This is a genomic window from bacterium (genome assembly GCA_035549195.1).
Lineage (GTDB): Bacteria > Oederibacteriota > Muellerivitia > Muellerivitales > Muellerivitaceae > DASZRK01.
This window is the reverse complement of record DASZRK010000055.1, coordinates 31920-49744: the sequence shown is the minus strand read 5'-3', so window position 1 is coordinate 49744 and position 17825 is coordinate 31920. Positions and strand designations below refer to the sequence as shown.

13 protein-coding genes are annotated in these 17825 nt (G+C 61.6%); 3 read left to right on the top strand and 10 right to left on the bottom strand.

Features of this window, described 5'->3' with window-relative positions; all coding sequences use genetic code 11:
• Positions 1–12: 12 nt before the first annotated feature.
• From VHE12_10260 to recA, 4 genes are all read right to left on the bottom strand, one after another.
• Positions 13–1302: a hypothetical protein gene (locus VHE12_10260; protein ID HVZ81158.1), complete on the bottom strand. Its 1290-nt coding sequence runs from the start codon at positions 1300–1302 to the stop codon at positions 13–15.
• Positions 1303–1374: 72 nt separating this feature from the next.
• Positions 1375–3747, bottom strand: coding sequence for an AsmA family protein (locus VHE12_10255; protein HVZ81157.1), 2373 nt, complete (start codon positions 3745–3747; stop codon positions 1375–1377).
• 109 nt (positions 3748–3856) lie between these two features.
• Complete coding sequence (locus VHE12_10250) at positions 3857–3985, bottom strand: hypothetical protein (protein HVZ81156.1); 129 nt, start codon at positions 3983–3985, stop codon at positions 3857–3859.
• A 9-nt stretch (positions 3986–3994) separates the two neighbouring features.
• On the bottom strand, positions 3995–5146 hold the full coding sequence (gene recA / locus VHE12_10245) for a recombinase RecA (protein ID HVZ81155.1): 1152 nt from the start codon (positions 5144–5146) through the stop codon (positions 3995–3997).
• 274 nt (positions 5147–5420) lie between these two features.
• On the opposite strand from recA, the gene VHE12_10240 reads away from it, so the two are divergent.
• Entirely contained in the window at positions 5421–5552 is a 132-nt protein-coding gene (locus tag VHE12_10240; GenBank protein HVZ81154.1) for a hypothetical protein, read from the top strand.
• Between the two features lie 7 nt (positions 5553–5559).
• Here VHE12_10240 and bshB1 read toward each other — a convergent pair whose 3' ends face one another.
• From bshB1 to VHE12_10225, 3 genes are all read right to left on the bottom strand, one after another.
• Positions 5560–6309 carry a bacillithiol biosynthesis deacetylase BshB1 gene (gene bshB1, locus VHE12_10235; GenBank protein HVZ81153.1) on the bottom strand — a complete coding sequence of 250 codons (750 nt, stop codon included), beginning with the start codon at positions 6307–6309 and terminating at the stop codon, positions 5560–5562.
• A gap of 72 nt (positions 6310–6381) precedes the next feature.
• Entirely contained in the window at positions 6382–6588 is a 207-nt protein-coding gene (locus VHE12_10230; protein HVZ81152.1) for a cold shock domain-containing protein, read from the bottom strand.
• Positions 6589–6780: 192 nt separating this feature from the next.
• The gene (locus VHE12_10225) at positions 6781–7338 is read right to left on the bottom strand and encodes a metal-dependent hydrolase (GenBank protein HVZ81151.1); all 558 of its coding nucleotides are present in this window, start codon (positions 7336–7338) and stop codon (positions 6781–6783) included.
• A gap of 119 nt (positions 7339–7457) precedes the next feature.
• Here VHE12_10225 and VHE12_10220 point away from each other — a divergent pair, with 119 nt between their 5' ends.
• On the top strand, positions 7458–12995 hold the full coding sequence (locus tag VHE12_10220) for an alpha-2-macroglobulin (GenBank protein HVZ81150.1): 5538 nt from the start codon (positions 7458–7460) through the stop codon (positions 12993–12995).
• A 22-nt stretch (positions 12996–13017) separates the two neighbouring features.
• Entirely contained in the window at positions 13018–15393 is a 2376-nt protein-coding gene (gene pbpC, locus VHE12_10215; GenBank protein ID HVZ81149.1) for a penicillin-binding protein 1C, read from the top strand.
• On the opposite strand, the gene VHE12_10210 is transcribed toward pbpC, so the two are convergent.
• The 3 genes from VHE12_10210 to phoU all read right to left on the bottom strand — a co-directional run bounded on the left by VHE12_10210 (position 15394) and on the right by phoU (position 17824).
• Positions 15394–16392: an inorganic phosphate transporter gene (locus tag VHE12_10210; protein ID HVZ81148.1), complete on the bottom strand. Its 999-nt coding sequence runs from the start codon at positions 16390–16392 to the stop codon at positions 15394–15396. It abuts the gene before it with no gap.
• Between the two features lie 35 nt (positions 16393–16427).
• Positions 16428–17054 carry a DUF47 family protein gene (locus tag VHE12_10205; protein HVZ81147.1) on the bottom strand — a complete coding sequence of 209 codons (627 nt, stop codon included), beginning with the start codon at positions 17052–17054 and terminating at the stop codon, positions 16428–16430.
• A 113-nt stretch (positions 17055–17167) separates the two neighbouring features.
• Positions 17168–17824: a phosphate signaling complex protein PhoU gene (gene phoU, locus VHE12_10200; protein ID HVZ81146.1), complete on the bottom strand. Its 657-nt coding sequence runs from the start codon at positions 17822–17824 to the stop codon at positions 17168–17170.
• Between the last annotated feature and the right edge of the window lies 1 nt (position 17825).

Genomic DNA, 17825 nt, shown 5'->3' with positions numbered 1-17825 from the left:
TCGCCGTCCAGTTTAAGCTCTTTTCCGTTCCCGGGCGCGTATTTCCGCGGACTTCTCCCCGGGGAACAGCCAGAGGATCCCCATGTGGGAGAACCCGAGGACCAACACCGCCAGGCGAAGGCCCAACTCCCCGAAGTGGGCTTGGCCCAGGTAGAGCCCGACCAGGCTCAGCAGGCGGCCGACGGCCAAAGGCACTTCACGGACGGCCAGGTATTCGATCCGGTGCTTTTTTCCCTCCTTCGCCCTCTCAAGGATGTTGAAGGAAAAGGCCCCGAAGACCACTTGGAGCCAGGTGCCGCCGATCATGGCCAGGATGGCGTAAAGGAAGAGGGTGAAATAGGCGACCTTGAGGGCCAGCCCCACGGAAGCGAAACCCAAAAGCAACGACGAGACCCAAAGTCCTTGCCGCCGGTTCTCGGCCTTGGCCCAAAGGGACAATCCATAAGAGGTGAGGACGCCCAGGAGGTTGGCAAAGGTGCTGTAGCCCCCCACCACCGCCTCGTTCTTGGAGACCTGGTAAACGAGCAGAGGTACCAGAAACCAGAAGGCCCCGTTCCTCAAACCCAGGAAGACCTGCGACCACATGAGGCGTTTCCAGTCCCCTGTATTGGGCATGGTCAGGATCCGCCAGAAGTCGAACCCTTTCCCCGTGGGATGGGCCTTGAATTGGAAACTCTTGAAGAAAAGCACTAAATAAAGGGCCAGGGCGATGGCGAAGACAAAGTAATAACCGATCAAGGAGCTTCCGCCGGGCCTGGCGGGGTTGCCGAAGGAAACGATCAGCCAACCCGAGATCTGCGGGGCCAGGATGCAAAGGACCGAAGTGAAGAAGGTCGTCAGCGAAAGGAAATAATCCCGCGTCCTCTCGCTCGTTTCCTCCAGGGTCAGGGAATGCTCTCCCAGGAAATAGAACCCGATCCCCGTGCCCGCCAGGGTCCCCAAGAGAAAGGGATGATCGGCGGCGTTCTCCCGGAGGATCAGGGTGGCGCCATAAACGGTCGCGCTGAAGAAAAAGCCCAGTTGATAGGAGGTCAGGTTCCCCCAGCGCTTGGAAAGGTGTCCGCCCACCCAGAAGGCCGGGACGATCACCAGGAATTGGGCCAGGTAGAAGAACACCGGCACCTGAAGGTCATGGTCCTTCTTGAAGAGAAAGACCGTCAGGAAGACGCTCGAAAGGGTGTAATTGAAGTCGTAGAGGCTGAACATCCAGGCCAGGGTCTTTTCCCGGTGGGAAAGGGGCCGGCGGACACCCAGGTAACGGTGCAGGAACTTGTAAACATAGGCGAAAAAGAGGTCGAACATGGTTCTCCTTATATAAAAAAAGAGCGGGGCTTTCGCCCCGCCCCGATCGCTTCCGAACGAATTTCTTGGGACTTATTTGCCGAACAATCCTTTTAATTTATTGCCGATATCGTTGAGCACGGGCTTCGCCGCGTCGCCAACGGCCTTTTTGGCCTCCTGGGCCGCATGGTCCCCGACGTTCTTCTTCAGCCGGTCCCAGTCATAGGCGTAATTGTTCTGTTTGACCGGCCCGGTGAACTTGAAATCGATGGGGATGTTCCCGTTCCCGTCCGCGAACCAATCCACGTTCTTGACCAGCCCCCTCACTTCCCCCGGGAGTCCGGCCAGGACCGCGTCCGAATTCAGGAAGTCCTTCTTCACATCGGCCTGGACCGTCATGTCGGGGGCATAGACCATCTCCGCCACGTTGATGCCGCCCCTTTCCCGGACCGCGCCCACCTTCCCGTTCGTATCCGCCGTGTAAGTGAAGACCTTGTTCTTCATCACCAGGACACCCTTGATCTGATCGAAGGCGATCTCGTTGCTCGAGTCCTTGAAGTACTTGTTGATGGCCTTGACCAGGGCAAGGTCCTTGACCTTGGCGTGGTCGAGCGTATAGCTCCCGTTCCCCAGGGCCGAGGCGATCATCTGGTCGCCGCCGAATCCCCTTCCCGAACCGGCATAGGACAGGTTGAGGTTTCCCAGGAGCTTGTCCTTATAGTCGGTGAAGTCCTTGGTGGTCACATAGGCGTCGATGCTGGCATCGATGGCTTTCTGGGCGCTCACATCCTTCAGGACGAATCCGTACGTATAACCATCGTTGACGTAGTTCCAAGTGACCCCCGCGGCTCCCGTCCCGTCAAAGGATTTGAAGGTCGCCTTGGGCACCCGGAGGACCTGCCCGTTCAGGTAGATCGGCCCCGTGATGTCCTCCAAATAGGGTTCTTGTTTCGGCAGGATGATCCCGACCCCCTTCAAGGACACCAGCCCGTTCACCTTCAGGGACTCGGGCTTTCCCAGGACCTGGGAAAAATCGATGTCCATGGCCCCCGAACCGTTCACGGTGGTGTTCTTCAATTTCGGGAACATCCCCGGCAGCCCCTGGAAAGGCAAGGACTTGGAATGGACCGAGCCGGAATAAAGCCCATTGCTTTGGTAATGGAAGGAACCGTTCACATCCCAATCCTGGTAATGGATCTTGAACGAAGGGATGTCATAGATCCCCTGGGCCATGCGGTTCAAGCTCTTGAACTCCACCTTGCAGGTGGTCTTGTCGGTCTTGATGAAATAGTCCTTGAACTGGATCGCCAGGCTCGAGCCATCGGCGGACCCGTCCAATTCCAAACCGGCCTTGGTGTTCCCTTCCAAGTGGAAATCGACCCGGGCGGGTCCCTTTAAGACCAGGCCCTGGGGCATCTTGGCCAGGTTCCGGGGGATGAGATCCACCAATTTCAGGCTGTCGAGACTGGCGTCCCCATCCAATTTGGGGGCGATACCATCCCCATAGGACAGGTCGCCCTTCACCTGGAAGCTGTGGGAGTCGTTCAAGATCCCTTCGATGTCCATGTCCTTGATCATCGAACTGGCCATCAAGAACCGGTAGGTCCCCTTGAGCGAGAACTGATACTTCTGGTTATTGGCTTCCACCGGGGTGCTCATGGTGAAATTGGACTTTCCACCGACCATCGAGATGTTCTCGATATGGAGGTTCAGATCGCTCAAAAGGTACTTTTGAGGCGGGTTCACGGAGCGGTCCAGGTAGGTCATCTTCCCGTGCACGATCTTGGCGTTCCCCACCGTGAGCAGGAGGGTGGTCTTGGAAGCCTTGTCCGCGGGCTTCGAAGCCGTCCCGTCATCGGCGTAGGCGGAAGCGACGAACAAGGACCCGAAAGCATCCGGGCGGGTCTCGGAAGGCAATCCGGCGTGGGGCTTCGCCTTCTTTTTGCTCTTCGGTTTCGGCTTGGCCTTGGGCTTAGCGGCCGGCTTTTTGGCCGCGACGGACGCTTGGGCCGCGGGGGCGGCCGCCGGAACGGCCGAAGAAGTGGAGGCCGTCATGTCGGAAAAATTGAAGGAATCCATCCCCCGGCGCTCGATGAAGATCTCGGGGCGGTCCAACACCACCTCGTCCAGTTTCACTTGGCCCCAAAGCAGGGGGAACAACTGATAGGAGATGGAGATCTCCTTGGCGTCCACGATCGGGGTCGGGTCCCAACCCGCCCGGTTCGCCACTTTCAAGCCTTGGATTTTGAAGCCGCTGAGGATGTTGAATCGAACGTCCTTGACGGCGACCTGGTGATGAAGGGTCTCGGTGAGCTTCTCCGTGGCCATGGCCTTCAACTTCTCGGGCGGATATTTGATCGGGATGATGATGGCGGCAGCGGCCAGGAGCAGGACCACCAGGCCGACAAAACCGCCGATGATCCACAGGATGATCTTCAGGAACTTGTTCATGGGTTTCTGGGTCATGGGCCTTCCCTTTTGGAGATGGGGGCCATTTTAAGGCAACCGGCAGTGTTTGACAGGTCCATGAAATGAAAAAAGGGGCCAAAGGCCCCCTTTTCAAAAGAACGACTCGTCAGTAGCCGTTCAGGCTGTTCGCCTGGACCAACGAATCGGATTGGCTCTCGCACAGGGCGACCACGTCGCCGTTCGAGTCAACCACGACCCACTGGCCGTTCCGATAGGTCGGACGATAGGTTTCCATCGATCCACCTCACTTGCGCAAGGCGACTTTGGCCTTCTCGGTCAGGACCAGTCCGGCATCCTTCTTAAGTTCGGGCTTCAAGGGCGTGGGCGCGGCCACCGGCTTGTCCGCCGAAGCCGCCGCAGGGGCGGAGCCCGTCGCCGAAGGCTTGGCGGGTGCCTGGGCCGGCGCCGGGATCAGCCCGACCTTTTCCTTGATCCTCTTCTCGATCTGGGCGGCGACATCGGTGTGTTCCTTCAAGAAAGCCTTGCCGGCGTCCCGGCCCTGGCCGATCTTGGTCTCCCCGAAGCTCAACCAAGTCCCGCTCTTGTCCACGATGCCCATTTCCACGCCCACATCGATGAGCGAACCTTCCTTGGAGATGCCTTCCCCGAAGATGATGTCGACGAAACCCTCCCGGAAAGGCTGGGCCGTCTTGTTCTTGACCACCTTGACCTTCACCTTGTTCCCGATGTTCTGGTCCCCGCTCTTGATGGCCTCGACCCGGCGCACATCCAGCCGCATGGAGGAGTAGAACTTCAAGGCCCGTCCCCCTGGGGTGGTCTCCGGATTCCCGAACATGACCCCGATCTTCTCGCGGATCTGGTTGATGAAAAGGGCGCTGGTGTTGGATTTCGAGAGCAAAGCCGTCAATTTACGCAGGGCCTGGCTCATCAAGCGGGCCTGGAGCCCCACGTGGGCATCGCCCATCTCGCCTTCCAACTCGGCCCTGGGGGCCAAGGCGGCCACGGAGTCGATGACGATGACGTCGATGGCCCCGGAACGGATGAGGGTATCGGCGATCTGGAGGGCTTCTTCGGCCGAATCAGGCTGGGAGATGAGCAGTTCATCCACGTTCACCCCCAGTTTCTTGGCATAGACCGGGTCCATGGCATGTTCCGCGTCAATAAACACGGCGGTCCCGCCCGCTTTTTGACACTCGGCGACGATATGGAGGGTGAGGGTGGTCTTACCGGAGGATTCCGGTCCATAGATCTCAACGATGCGGCCCCGGGGAACCCCCCCGATGCCGGTGGCGATATCGACCGAGATGGCCCCCGTGGAGATGGACTTCACGTCCTGGACCTTGGCCTCCCCCAGTTTCATGATCGCGCCCTTGCCGTGGTCCTTCTCGATCTGCAGGATCGCGTTATCCAACGCCTTTTGTTTCTCGCTCGCCATTTCATCGCTCCTTGATTTATAGCCCGTTTGACGGGTTTTTCGTGCTTTTACGCGGTTCGTAGTGGGTGTCACCTTCCTTGGCAGGAAGGCGGGGTAGGTCCTACGGGGTAGGAGGCCTACGCGGCACATCCTAAAAGCCGCCCAATGCCCCGTCAAGAAAAAAGTATACGGCCGTATACTTTTCTTCCCGGCCCGACCGGGCCACTTGGCATCGGTTATGCACCTTGAACCAATGGGGATGTTGGCCCGTCTGAAAAAGTGAAGGAGGTTCGTCATGGGCCGCAAGATCAAGAACATGCTGGGGACGCTGGTCCTGGACGGCCTGGCTTTTTTGGGGATGTCGGGCTTCTGGATGGTGGGGCTCGCCTTGGCACCGATCAAACGCCAGAAGAACCGCCGGATCTAAGCCGGCCCTAAAGCAATATCCTCGGATCGTTCACCCCGATATTTTCCTTTGAAAAGAAGGGTTCGCCCGTTTCCCTCCCGATCATGGACCCCCAATAGCGGTTCGCCACCCCGATGAACTCCAGGGCCCGGCTCCCGGGCTTCTTGATGAACTGGCTCTCGTAGCAGGAGACCGCCCGGACCTTTCGGTCCTGGAAACCGGTCGTATCCACGATGAAGGCCGGCTGGACGTTCGGGCGCAGGTGCGAACAAAGGTGGTAATAGAACTTCGGGGGATACCAAGGATCCCCTTTCATGTCGGTCTTGACCAGTTTGGCCCAGAAGCGGGCCGCTTCCACCAGTCGGCTGCCGCCCCAATGGTCCGGATGGGCGTCCACCCAATAGGGGGCAAAGACCATGGCGGGCCGGTATCGGCGCATGACCTCGGCCACCTTGCGGCGGGCCGGGATCGTGTCCTGCAGTTCACGGTTCTTGAGCGGAAGGATCAGGTGATCGTCCAGTCCCAGGACCCGGGCGGCGGCTTCCGCTTCCTTCAAACGGAGCTTGTGGTTCCCATAGGGGGTCGGTTCCCCATCGGTCAGGTGGCAGACGACCACCCGGGCGCCCCGGTCCTTCAGGGAAAGGATCGTGCCGCCCATGGCGATCTCGACATCGTCGGGATGGGCCCCGAAGGCCAGCACGTCGATCTTGGCGCCGTCCTGGGCGGCGCCACCGGGCGCGACGGTCTCAAAGGTTTGGATGTTCTTCTTTTTTTTCATGGCCATGCTTCCCAGTGGATCCAAACAAAAAAGGCCTTCCCATCGCTGGGAAGGCCTTTGGGTTGGTGTCGGTTAAGCCCCCGTCTTGGTTACGTTCGCGGCTTGCTTCCCCTTCGCGCCCTGCACGATCTCGAAGGTCACTTCCTGTCCCGCCGTCAAGGTCTTGAACCCATCCCCCTGGATGGCCGAGAAGTGAACGAACACGTCTTCCCCGCCCTCCTGTTCGATGAACCCGTAGCCCTTGCCCGCGTTGAACCACTTCACGCGCCCCTGTGGCATCTTTCGAGCCCTACGCTTTCCGCATCCTTTGCGTCCCACCGGCCCCGAGGCTTCCCACCGTCGCGTTCCTGTTACCGGGATGCCGACTTGAAAAGGCCCACCACCGATGACAACACACCGCCACTGATGCTTACGACGATGCGATTCAAGTTTAAGGGAAAAAGGCCGTGATTAGCAATGGCCCCACCGGCGTCATTTCGGCCTTTCACTCCCCAAGACCCGGCGAAGAATGGCGGAGAGAACCCAAAGCAGGACCACCGGGATCCAGACCCACAGGAACTCGCTTTTCAGGATCGCGAAGGCGCGATGGTGGAAGAAAGCTTGGAACGCGACCGGCGAGACAAGGATGGGCCGCCAGGGCAGGAAATAGCGGGCGTTACGAAAGGGCCAAAAGAAGGCGATGCCCATACCGCCATTGGTCATGGCGTCCAGGAGCCCATGGGAGGCGGTCGCCAGGAAAAAACAGGCCCACAGCATCCACCAGTTCCTCGAAAAACGCTTTTCCCCCAGCCGTAACAGTTCGAGGGTCAGCCATCCCAGGAAAGCGGCGAAGACCAGGGAATGGGTGAATCCCCGGTGTCCCCAGGGGCTTTCATAGGGGATCCCCAGATGAAATGAGACCACATCCAGGTCGGGTAGAGCGGCCGTTAAAGCCAGGCCGATCCAAAATCGCCGTGGCATCCGGTCCTTTCCACGGATGATCTTCCCCATCACGGACCCAACGAAAGCGTGCGTCAATGCGGAAGCCATGGTTCCCCTTATATAAGGATGTATTTTTGCCGGTTTATTTACACTGGCCTCTTCGGCCCAGGTTTATCATAGGCCCTTCCTCCAGCCTATCGACCATCCAGCCAAGGAGCCTTCTATATATGAAAAAGGTCCTTTCGTTATTCGGCCGTTCCCTATCCTCCCTAAGATCCATCCGCTGGAAGGACCCGGGCACCCGCAAGAAGCTCTTTCTTGGGGGACTTCTCCTTCTCGCGCTGGGCACCCTGTTCCATTACCGTCCCGGGATCCGGATCTCCCAATTCAGCCCGACCGGACAAGTGGCCGTCAACCAACAGGAACTCACCATCCAGTTCAACCGTAAGGTCGCCGAAGAATCCGCCCTGAACCGGCGCTTTCAGGGTCATTTGATGGACATCGATCCGCCCATCCCGGGATTTTATATTTGGAAGGACGCCCGGACCCTCTCCTATACCGCCGCCGTTCCCCTGGCCCCCGCCACCCGCTACACCGTCCAGGTCCTGGAGGACGCCGTTTCCGGGAAGAAGATCGACGGCAGCAGCACCTTCCATTTCCAGACCCCCGATTTCGAGGTCAAGAGCGTCAGCGGTTTTTATGAAAGGACCCTGTCCAAGGGCGAAAAAAGCCGGGTGCGGATCGGCCTGGAATTCAACTATCCCGTCGCCCAGAAGGACCTGGTACAGAACGTGATCGTGCTGGACGAGAACGGAAAGACCGTCCCCTTTTCCTTCGAGACCCTGGCCACCGGGAGCCTCCATTCCCTCATCACCCAACCCATCGAACCGCGCAAGGGCAAGGCCCACTTGAAGGTGGCCTTGACGGGCGACCTGGCCTGTGTCAGCTGCGGCGGAGGGCTGGGGCACGCCGTCACCCAGGACCTGGAGCCGCAAATGGCCAAGGACCTGGAGCTCAAGAGCGCCGAGGTGGATACCAACCCGGGGAACATCGCCATCCGACTGAATTTCTCCTCGCCGGTCGACACCTCCCGCCTCAAGGACTACATCGTGGTCAGCCCCGACGTCGAGTTCTCGGCCACCGCTTCCTATCAGACCGTCTTCCTCAGGGGCCGTTTCCAGGGCGGGCAGACCTACCACGTGACCGTCCGGGACGGCCTGCAGGGGATCGACGGGTCCGTGCTTCCCGCCGAGGTCAAGAAGGACATCGAGATCACCGACCTGGAACCCATGCTCACCTTCGCCGACGACGGCTTCTACCTCCCCCGCCGCGGGGAGATGAACCTGGCCATCAATTCGGTGAACGTCTCCAAGGCCCAGGTGATGGTGGACAAGGTCTTCATGAACAACCTGGTCTATCTATTGAGGGAATTCGGCGGGCGGATCCTGGGGGCCTCCGGCTATTACCGCTATTACTACTATGAGGGGCAATTCCAGAACCTGGGCCAGCACGTCAAGACCGAGGATGTGACGCTCAGCCGCGACCGCAACACCATGGTGACCACCGCCTACAGCATGCGCGAATTGGCCCAAGGCAAGCGCAAAGGCCTCTTCCGGGTCTTCCTGAGGACCGGGGGCCGTCCCCACCAGGCCGACGCCGGGGAAGGCGACGACGAGGAGGGCGGGGACGACGATTACGACTACGACACGAACCGAAAACTGACCGACTCCAAGTGGGTGCTGGTCACCGACATCGGGCTCATCGCCCGCAAGACCGCCGATTCCTATGTGGTCTTCGCCAATTCCCTGACCACCCTCCATTCCCTCGCCGGGGTCGAATTGACCCTCATCAGCACCAACAACCAGCCCCTGGCCCATGCCACCACCGACAAGGACGGGAAGGCGGTCTTCGAGGGGCTTTCGGCCTTCGACAAGGAGAAGATGACCCCCCTGCTCATCACCGCCAAGCTGGGGGACGACGAATCCTTCCTTCTTTTCGATTCGTCCGAGATCTCCCTGGCCGACTACGACATCTCCGGCCGCGACCAGTCCAAGGACCTCCAGGCCTATCTCTTCACCGACCGGGGCGTCTATCGGCCCGGCGACAAGGCCCACCTGGCGGGCATCCTGCGCACCGCCCAGTTGGACACGCCCCCTTCCATGCCGGCGAAACTGACCCTCTACGACCCCCAATCCAAGGTCTTCCTGGAGACCATGGCCAAGTCCCAGTCCGACGGGGGCTTCGACCTGGACATCCCCATCCCCACCTACGCCAAGACGGGGAAATACCGGGCCAGCCTGACCATCGGGGAAAAGAACGAGGTGGGCGCCGTCTCCTTCAGCGTCGAGGACTTCATCCCGGACCGCATCCGCGTCGCGGTCAAGACCGACAAGGACTCCTACCAACTGGGTGACAGCCTGCAAGCCCATGTCCAGGGCGACTTCCTCTTCGGCGCCCCGGCCGCCAACCAGAAGGTCTCCGTGCGGACCGTCTTCACGGACAAGGCCTTCCGTCCCAAGGGCTATTCGGACTTCAAGTTCGGCGATCCCAACAACGACTTCAAGGAATTCGAGACCGAGGCCGGCCAAGGGACCCTGGACGCCCAGGGCGGCTTCGCCGTCACCCTCAAGCTCCCGGATGCCAAACCCCGGGGCCTGCTCTCCGCCCAGGTGGTCGGGACCGTCCTGGACGAGGGAAGCCGCGCCATCTCCGGCGTCAAGACCGTGGATTTCCACCCCTATCCCTATTACATCGGGCTCCGCAACCGTATGAAGAGCGACGAATACGGCGATTCCGAGGGCCGGAAGGTCCGCTACGACATCGTTTCCCTGGATCCCCAGGGCAAGCCCTTCAAGGCCGGGCCCGCCAAGGCCACCCTTTACCGCAAGGTCTGGGAATCGCTCTACCGCAAGGACAACGACGGCCATTACCGCTTCGTCTCCGAATACCAGTTCCAGATCGTCAAGCAGGTCCCCCTGGACCTGGACGGTGGGATCGAACCCCTGGGCATGGACGTGAACGAATACGGCCAGTTCAAGCTGGAGGTCTCCTCCGCCGACGGACAGGTCATCACCTCCGACGAGTTCTCCGCCTGGGGCTGGGGCTACTCCTCGGTCTCCATGGCCCAGCCCGATAAGTTGGACCTGAGCCTGGACAAGAGCGAGTTCTCGCCCGGCGATATCGCCCAACTACGCGTCCGCTCGCCCTTCCCCGGCAAGATCCTCGTCACCGTCGAGCGGGACGACGTCTATTGGTACACCACCGCCACCCTGACGGAGAACACCGGGGTCATCCAGATCCCCGTCCCCGAGCGGTTCAAACCCAACGTCTACGTGACCGCCACCCTCATCCGTTCGACCGATTCGATGGAGACCCACGCCCCGGCCCGCGCCTTCGGCCTGGTGCGCATGATGGTCTCGAAGCCGGCCGACCGTATCCCGGTGAGCTTGAAGGCCCCCGCCGAGATCCGGCCGCTCACCTCCCTGACCGTCGAGGTCAACGCCAAACCCGGGGCCCAGGTCATCCTGGCCGCGGTGGATTCGGGCATCCTGCAGTTGACCGATTTCCGGTCCCCCGACCCCTATGACTTCTTTTACGGTCCCCTCCGTCTGGCGACCGTGCCTATGGACCTTTATTCCTATGTCCTTCCCGAGGTCGCCAAGGGCAAGGGCCCTACCGGCGGCTCCGACGGCAGGCGCGAAAGGAACCTGGCCCGTCCGCAGGTGAAACGGGTCAAGCCCGTGGCCCTTTGGTCGGGTCTGGTGAAGACGAACATGCTGGGCCACGCCACGGTCACCTTCCAGGTGCCCCAGTTCGACGGCGAGCTGCGCCTCATGGCCGTCGCCTTCAAGGGAAGCCGCTTCGGGGCAGCCGAATCGCCCCTCATCGTGCGCTCCCCCATCGTGCTCACCCCCAACCTGCCGCGCTTCCTGGCCATGGGCGACTCCTTCGAGATCCCCGTGGGCGTCTTCAACGGCACCAAGCAAAAGGGCAAGGTCACCGTCCACCTGTCCTCCTCCGGCCCCGTGCAGGTCGATGGTCCCGCCAGCGCCGAGGTGGAGATCGGCCCCTCTTCCATGGGCCAAGTCCTCTTCCAGGCCCATGTCCTGGAACGGGTGGAACCGACCGACATCACCTTGACCGCCGACGGTTTGGGAGCGTCGGTGAGCCAGGTCACATCCATCCCCGTGCGGCCCGCGCGCCCGATCGAGAACTTCGGCGGTTCGGGCTCGGTCCCGCCCGGCAAGGCCGTTTCCTTCGACCTCCCGGACAAGCTGGTCCAGGGCACCGACCGCTATTCCCTGGTCCTTTCGGGCCTGCCGACCATGCGTTACATGGGGGGCCTCGCCTATCTCCTGCATTACCCCTATGGCTGCATCGAACAGACCACCTCCGCCGCTTTCCCCCTCCTTTATTTCAACGAAGTGGCCAAGGTGGCGGCCCCGGACCTGTTCAAGAACAACTCGGCGGATTACTTCGTCGGGGAGGGTATCCGCAAGATCGAATCCATGATGGATTCCAGGGGCGGCTTCAGCTACTGGCCGGGAGGCTCCTACAGCAACTATTGGTGCAGCGTTTACGCCTCCCATTTCCTGGCCGAGGCCAAGCTCAAGGGCTATGACGTCTCCGACCGGGTCATCGACGGCATCACCCACAACCTCCGGTCCGTGGCCCGGGGCGACGAGCAGCGGGATTACTACTCCTATTACGACGGTTGGGGGGAGAACACCCGCGTCTATGCCTGCTATGTCCTTTCCCTCCTCGGGGATCCGGACATGGGCACCATGAACTATTTCCGGGAGCAGAAACTCAACCAGCTCCCCCTCTACTCCCGCGCCCAGTTGGCGCTGGCCTATATCCACGCCGGGGACCCCAAGACGGCCCGGTCCATCCTGCCGGCCAACGCCAGACCCAACAACGACGGCAAACGGGAGACGGGCGGCTACTTCAACTCGGACGTCCGGGAGGCCGCCATGCTCCTGGACGCCTACGTGGAACTGGATGGGGAACACCCGGCCATCCCGTCCCTCCTCAAGTTCCTCAACACCCATTCGCGCATGGGCCGCTGGTACAACACCCAGGAGACCTCCTTCGCCCTGATGGCGTTGGGCAAGACCTTCACCAAGCTTTCCACCGGCACTTTCACCGGCGAGATCCGCATCGGCGGCAAGAAGGTCCGCTCCTTTGACTCGAAATCGACCGTCGAGGTGCGGGGCGAGGATATGGGCGGCCAGAAGGTGGAGATCGAGACCCAGGGCGAAGGCACCGCCTTCTATTTCTGGGAAGCGGACGGCGTGGTCCAGGGGAACGGGCCGGTGACCTCCTACGACAATGACATCTCGGTGCGCCGCGTCTACAAGGACCGGGACGGCGGGAACCTGGACCTTTCCAAGGTCGCCCAGGGCCAGATGATCGTGGCCGAGGTCACGGTCTCGGGCGCCAAGGACGACTACAAGAACCTGGCGGTCGTGGACCTGCTCCCGGCCGGCTTCGAGGTGGAGAACCCACGGCTGGAATCCCGGGAGGTGCTTCCCTGGGTCTCCCAGGAGAACGGCAAGACCCCCGTCGACTTCCTGGACCTGCGGGATGACCGGGTGATCTTCTTCCTGCCCTTGGGCACCGGGCAGACCTACCGTTATTACTACACCTTGCGGGCCGTGACCGCCGGCCAGTTCCAACTGCCCCCGGTCAAGGTGGAGTCCATGTACGACCCGGCCGTCACCAGCATCTCCGACGCCGGCGGCGTGACCGTACTGCGCCAGTAACCGGACCCGGCGGAGGATCGCTTTGGCCTTGCGGCGCGAATGGAAGCAGAGGTCCCGGCGGGCCTGGGCGGTGGCCCGGCCCGCCCTGGAGACCCTGGCCGCTTCCCGGAAGGCCCGGTTTTTCCTGGCCTTCCTCCTGTCGTTCAAGCTGCTGGACCTGCTCTTCCCGCTCCCCCTCGACCGGGCGCTCCAGGACTATTCCACGGTCGTCTCCGACACCCAAGGCGTCCCCCTTCGGATCTTCAGCGACAGCCGCAACGAATGGCGGCTCAAATGCAGGTTGGAGGATGTTTCCGAACCCCTGCGGCGCTCGATCCTCTATTACGAGGACCGCTGGTTCTATTGGCACCCGGGGATCAACCCCTTCTCCCTTATCAGGGCATTCTGGACCAACCACCGGGCGGGAAAGGTGGTCTGCGGCGGCTCCACCCTCACCATGCAGGTCGCCCGGCTCCTGGAGCCCAAGGAGAGGACCTATTCCTCCAAGGCCCTGGAGGTGCTTCGGGCCCTCCAATTGGAATGGCATCTTCCCAAAGACCGGATCTTCGAACTTTACCTGAACCTGGCCCCCTATGGCGGCAACCTGGTGGGGGTGCGGTCGGCCTGCCTCGCTTATTTCCATGAACCGCCTTCCCGGGTGAGCTATTCCCAGGCGGCGTTACTGACGGTCATCCCCAAATCCCCCAACGGCTATCGTTTGGACCGCAATTACGGGGCGGCCCGCTTCCGCCGGGACCAGGTCCTCCATAAGCTGGCCGTCCTCGGGGCCCTTTCCCCGAACGACCTGAAACTGGCCCTGCGGGAGGAGAACCCCGTGGCCGAACGGGAGTTCCCTTTCGAGGCCCCCCATTTCACCGATTGGGTCAAGTCCTCCTCCCCCCGGGCGGCCGACATCCGCACGCCCTTGGACCGGCGGATCCAGTCCATCTGCCAGAGCCTGACCGAGCGGCACCTGCGGATCCTGGCCGCCTCCCAGATCCACCAGGCCGCCGTGGTGGTGATGGACAACAAGACCGCCCAGGTCCTGGCCATGGTCGGGTCCGGGGATTTCCAGGACGACCGCTACCAGGGCCAGGTCAACGGGGCCCTGGCCTCTCGGTCGCCCGGTTCCACCTTGAAGCCGCTGCTTTACGCCCTGGCCATGGACAAGGGCATGATCACGCCCCGGACCCTCCTGGAGGATGTGCCCATTTCCTACGACGGATACCAACCCTCCAACTTCGACGGGAAATACGCCGGGGTGGTCAGCGCCCGCAACGCCCTCGCTCAATCGCTCAACGTCCCGGCGGTCATCCTCAACCATCGGCTGGGGCCCGACGGCCTTTACACCCTGCTCGCCCGGGACAGGGTCCGGGGCCTGAACCCGAATCCCTATTACTATGGTCTTCCGATCGTGTTGGGTGCCTGCGAGGTGAGCCTGGTGGAGCTTTGCGAGTTCTACAGCTGTCTCGCCCGGGGCGGCGACCTGAAGAAGGCCTCTTTCCTGAAGGACCTGGAGGGGGAGGATCTGGGCCCCATCCTCTCCCCCGGCGCCTGCTACCTGGTCTCCGAGATCCTGACCGACGTCCACCGCCCGGATTTCCCCGACACCTGGGAGAGCCTGGCCGACGCCCCCAAGATCGCCTGGAAGACCGGGACTTCCTATGGCTACAAGGATGCCTGGAGCATCGGTTATAACTCCCGGTTCACCGTCGGGGTCTGGACGGGGAATTTCACGGGCGAAGGGTCGCGGGACCTGGTGGGCGGCACCGCGGCCGCCCCCCTTCTCTTCCATATTTTCAGGGCCTTGGACCAATTGGAACCGGGTGGATGGTTCCGCCGGCCCGACGACGTCGGCATCCGGGAGGTCTGCGCCCTGAGCGGGGCGCCCCCGGGACAGGCCTGTTCGGAAAGGACCACCGATTATTACCTCAAGAACGTCTCCTCGACCCGGGAATGCACCTTCCATCAGATGCGCAAGGTCGACGCCCTGACGGGCGAGCTGGTCTGCAGCGCCTGCGAGAAGGGGCGTAAGTGTTATGAGAAACCCTTCGAGGTCTGGCCCGCTTGGATCGCCACCTGGCTCCGGCGGGCGGGCTATCCCCTCAAGACCCTTCCCCCTCACGCTTCCTGGTGCCAGAGGCCCGAGGACGGGTCCGCGCCCCACATCCATTCCCCCGAGGACAAGACCGAGTTCAGCCTCAGGCCCGGCATCGCCCGGGAGGACCAGAAGATCCTGCTCCTGGCCTCGGTCTACTCCAATGTGAAGAAGGTCTACTGGCTGGTGGACGGGAAATTGGCGGGGTCGGGCCCGCCGGAACAGAAGGTCTTCTACGTTCCGGCCCCCGGAAAGCACCGGGTGGTCTGCCTGGACGACGCGGGCCGTTCCTCGACCAGCGAGATCACCATCCTGCAGTGATCAGTTCCATCCCCAGGAAATGAAGGCGTACTGGAACAGGGCGGCGACAAGGGCGGAAGCCGGGATGGTCAGGATCCAGGCCCAGACGATCCGTCCCGCCACGCCCCAACGGACCGAGGAGAACTTGGTCGTGCTCCCCACCCCGATGATGGCGCCGGTGATGGTGTGGGTCGTGGAGACCGGGACCCCCATGGAGGCCGCGATGAAGAGCGAGATCGCCCCGCCCATCTCGGCGCAGAAGCCGCCCACGGGCTTCAACTTGGTGATCTTCTGGCCCATGGTCTTGACGATGCGCCAACCGCCCGACATGGTCCCCAGGGCCATGGCGGCATAACAACAGACGATGATCCACCAGGCGATCTCCTCGCTCCCCGCGTGGTAGGCCCATTCAGGCCGCCGGGCCGCCAGGAGCAGGGCCACGATGATGCCCATGGTCTTTTGGGAGTCGTTGGCCCCATGCCCGATGCTATAGGCCGCCGCCGAGAAGAACTGCCCGATCCGGAAGATCCCGTCCACCGCCGAGGGCGTGAAGCGGTTGAAGAGATTGAAGACCAATGTCATGAAAATGTAGCCGAGGATGAGCCCCAGGATGGGCGACAGGAAGATGAACAGGATGGTCTTCTGGAAACCCGCCAGGATCAGCACCTTCCATCCGCCGTGGACCACGGCGGCACCGCCGAAGGCACCGATCAGGGCGTGGGAGGAACTGGTCGGAAGGCCGTAATACCAGGTGATCAGGTCCCAGAGGATAGCGGCCAAGAGGGCGGCCAGGATGACGTAAACGGTGATGCCCGCGGGGTCCACCATCCCCTTCCCCACCGTCTTGGCCACATGGGTCCCTACCGTAAAGGCCGCCACGAAGTTGAAGAAGGCTGCCCAGATGACCGCCTGGCCTGGCGAAAGCACCCGGGTGGAAACGACCGTCGCGATGGAATTGGCGGCGTCGTGGAAACCGTTCAGGAAGTCGAAGGACAAGGCCATCAGGATGATGAAGGCCATCAATAAAGGATGATGTTCCAAGGGAGCCCCGTCGTTCAGGCGTTCTCGAGGACGACGCCCTCGATCACATTGGCCACGTCCTCGCAACGATCGATGGCGGTCTCGACGGCCTCGTAGATCTCCTTCCAGACCAGCACCTGGACCGCGTCCTTTTCTTCCTGGAAGAGCTTGGCAATGGCCGCGTCCCGGATGGCGTCCCCGTCGTTCTCCAATTTATTGATCTCGATGCAGGCCTTGATGATGACCTTGGCGTTCTTGAGGTTCCGGAGGCTCTTGATGGCGACCTGGAGCTCCAGGGTGGAATGGTGGAGGACCTTGGCCAGTTCCTTCAGTTCCGCGGGGATGGAGCGGACATCATAAAGGAGCATCCGGCGGGCGGCCCCGTCGATGAGGTCCATGATGTCGTCCATGTTGGTGATCAGCTCATGGATCTGGTCCCGGTCGATGGGGGTGACGAAGGTCTTATGGAGCATCTCGACCGTGTGGTGGGTGATGTCATCGGCCTGGTGTTCCACATCCTTGATGCGCCGGGCCTTGGCGGGAGCGTCCCCGTAATGGTCCAGCATTTCGCAGAGGATGCGGCTTCCTTCCACGCAGGTGGCCGCGTGTTGGTCAAAAACATCGAAAAAACCGAACTCTTTTGGGATCAGGAAGTCGAACATGGGCACCCCGTTCCAAGGTTGTTGGAGCGGGGCAAGTTTGCCCCAGGGCCCATGTTACGTCAATGTTAAAAGCCCCACGGATTTAACAAGGCCCGACGGAAGGGACGGCGGGATCAGCCGCGATGGTGACGGATATCCTTGCCGGCCACCATGTAAATGACGTCCTCGGCGATGTTGGTGGCGTGGTCGGCCACCCGTTCCAGGTAGCGCGAGACCAGGATGAGGTCCAAGGACCGCTTGATGTTGGCCCGGTCCTCCAGCATGTAGCTGATCAGTTCCCGGATGATCTGGTCGTTCAGGTTGTCCACCTCGTCGTCGCGTTCGCAGACCTTCTTGGCCGCCGCCGGGTCCCGATTGACCAAGGAATCCAGGGACACCTTGACCATCTCCTGCGCGATCGAGGCCATCCGGGGGATGTCGATGAAGGGCTTCAAGGGCGCCACTTCATTGAGGGTCAGGGCCCGCTCGGCGATGTTGACCGCCATGTCGCCGATCCGCTCCAGGTCCGCGTTGATCTTCATGGCGCTGGTCACGAACCGCATATCCCCGGCCATGGGCTGGTGCAGGGCCAAAAGGCGGTGGCAGATCTCGTCCACCTCGATCTCCATGTCGTTGATGTCGCGGTCGCCCTGGATGACCTGCCGGGCCAGCTTGGAGTCGCGGTCCACCAGGGATTTCAAGGCCAAGCGGATGGCCTCTTCCACCTTGCTCCCCATGAAGAGGATCTTTTCCTTCAGCTGGGACAATTCCTCGTCGAACGATATCTGCATT

Coding starts and splice junctions, on each gene's coding strand:
- VHE12_10260 (HVZ81158.1), bottom strand. CDS start 1,302: ATGTTCGACCTCTTTTTCGCCTATGTTTACAAGTTCCTGCACCGTTAC.
- phoU (HVZ81146.1), bottom strand. CDS start 17,824: ATGCAGATATCGTTCGACGAGGAATTGTCCCAGCTGAAGGAAAAGATC.
- VHE12_10240 (HVZ81154.1), top strand. CDS start 5,421: ATGGGCCGCAAGATCAAGAACATGCTGGGGACGCTGGTCCTGGACGGC.
- recA (HVZ81155.1), bottom strand. CDS start 5,146: ATGGCGAGCGAGAAACAAAAGGCGTTGGATAACGCGATCCTGCAGATC.
- bshB1 (HVZ81153.1), bottom strand. CDS start 6,309: ATGAAAAAAAAGAAGAACATCCAAACCTTTGAGACCGTCGCGCCCGGT.
- VHE12_10255 (HVZ81157.1), bottom strand. CDS start 3,747: ATGACCCAGAAACCCATGAACAAGTTCCTGAAGATCATCCTGTGGATC.
- VHE12_10205 (HVZ81147.1), bottom strand. CDS start 17,054: ATGTTCGACTTCCTGATCCCAAAAGAGTTCGGTTTTTTCGATGTTTTT.
- VHE12_10210 (HVZ81148.1), bottom strand. CDS start 16,392: ATGGCCTTCATCATCCTGATGGCCTTGTCCTTCGACTTCCTGAACGGT.
- VHE12_10230 (HVZ81152.1), bottom strand. CDS start 6,588: ATGCCACAGGGGCGCGTGAAGTGGTTCAACGCGGGCAAGGGCTACGGG.
- VHE12_10225 (HVZ81151.1), bottom strand. CDS start 7,338: ATGGCTTCCGCATTGACGCACGCTTTCGTTGGGTCCGTGATGGGGAAG.
- VHE12_10220 (HVZ81150.1), top strand. CDS start 7,458: ATGAAAAAGGTCCTTTCGTTATTCGGCCGTTCCCTATCCTCCCTAAGA.
- VHE12_10250 (HVZ81156.1), bottom strand. CDS start 3,985: ATGGAAACCTATCGTCCGACCTATCGGAACGGCCAGTGGGTCGTGGTT.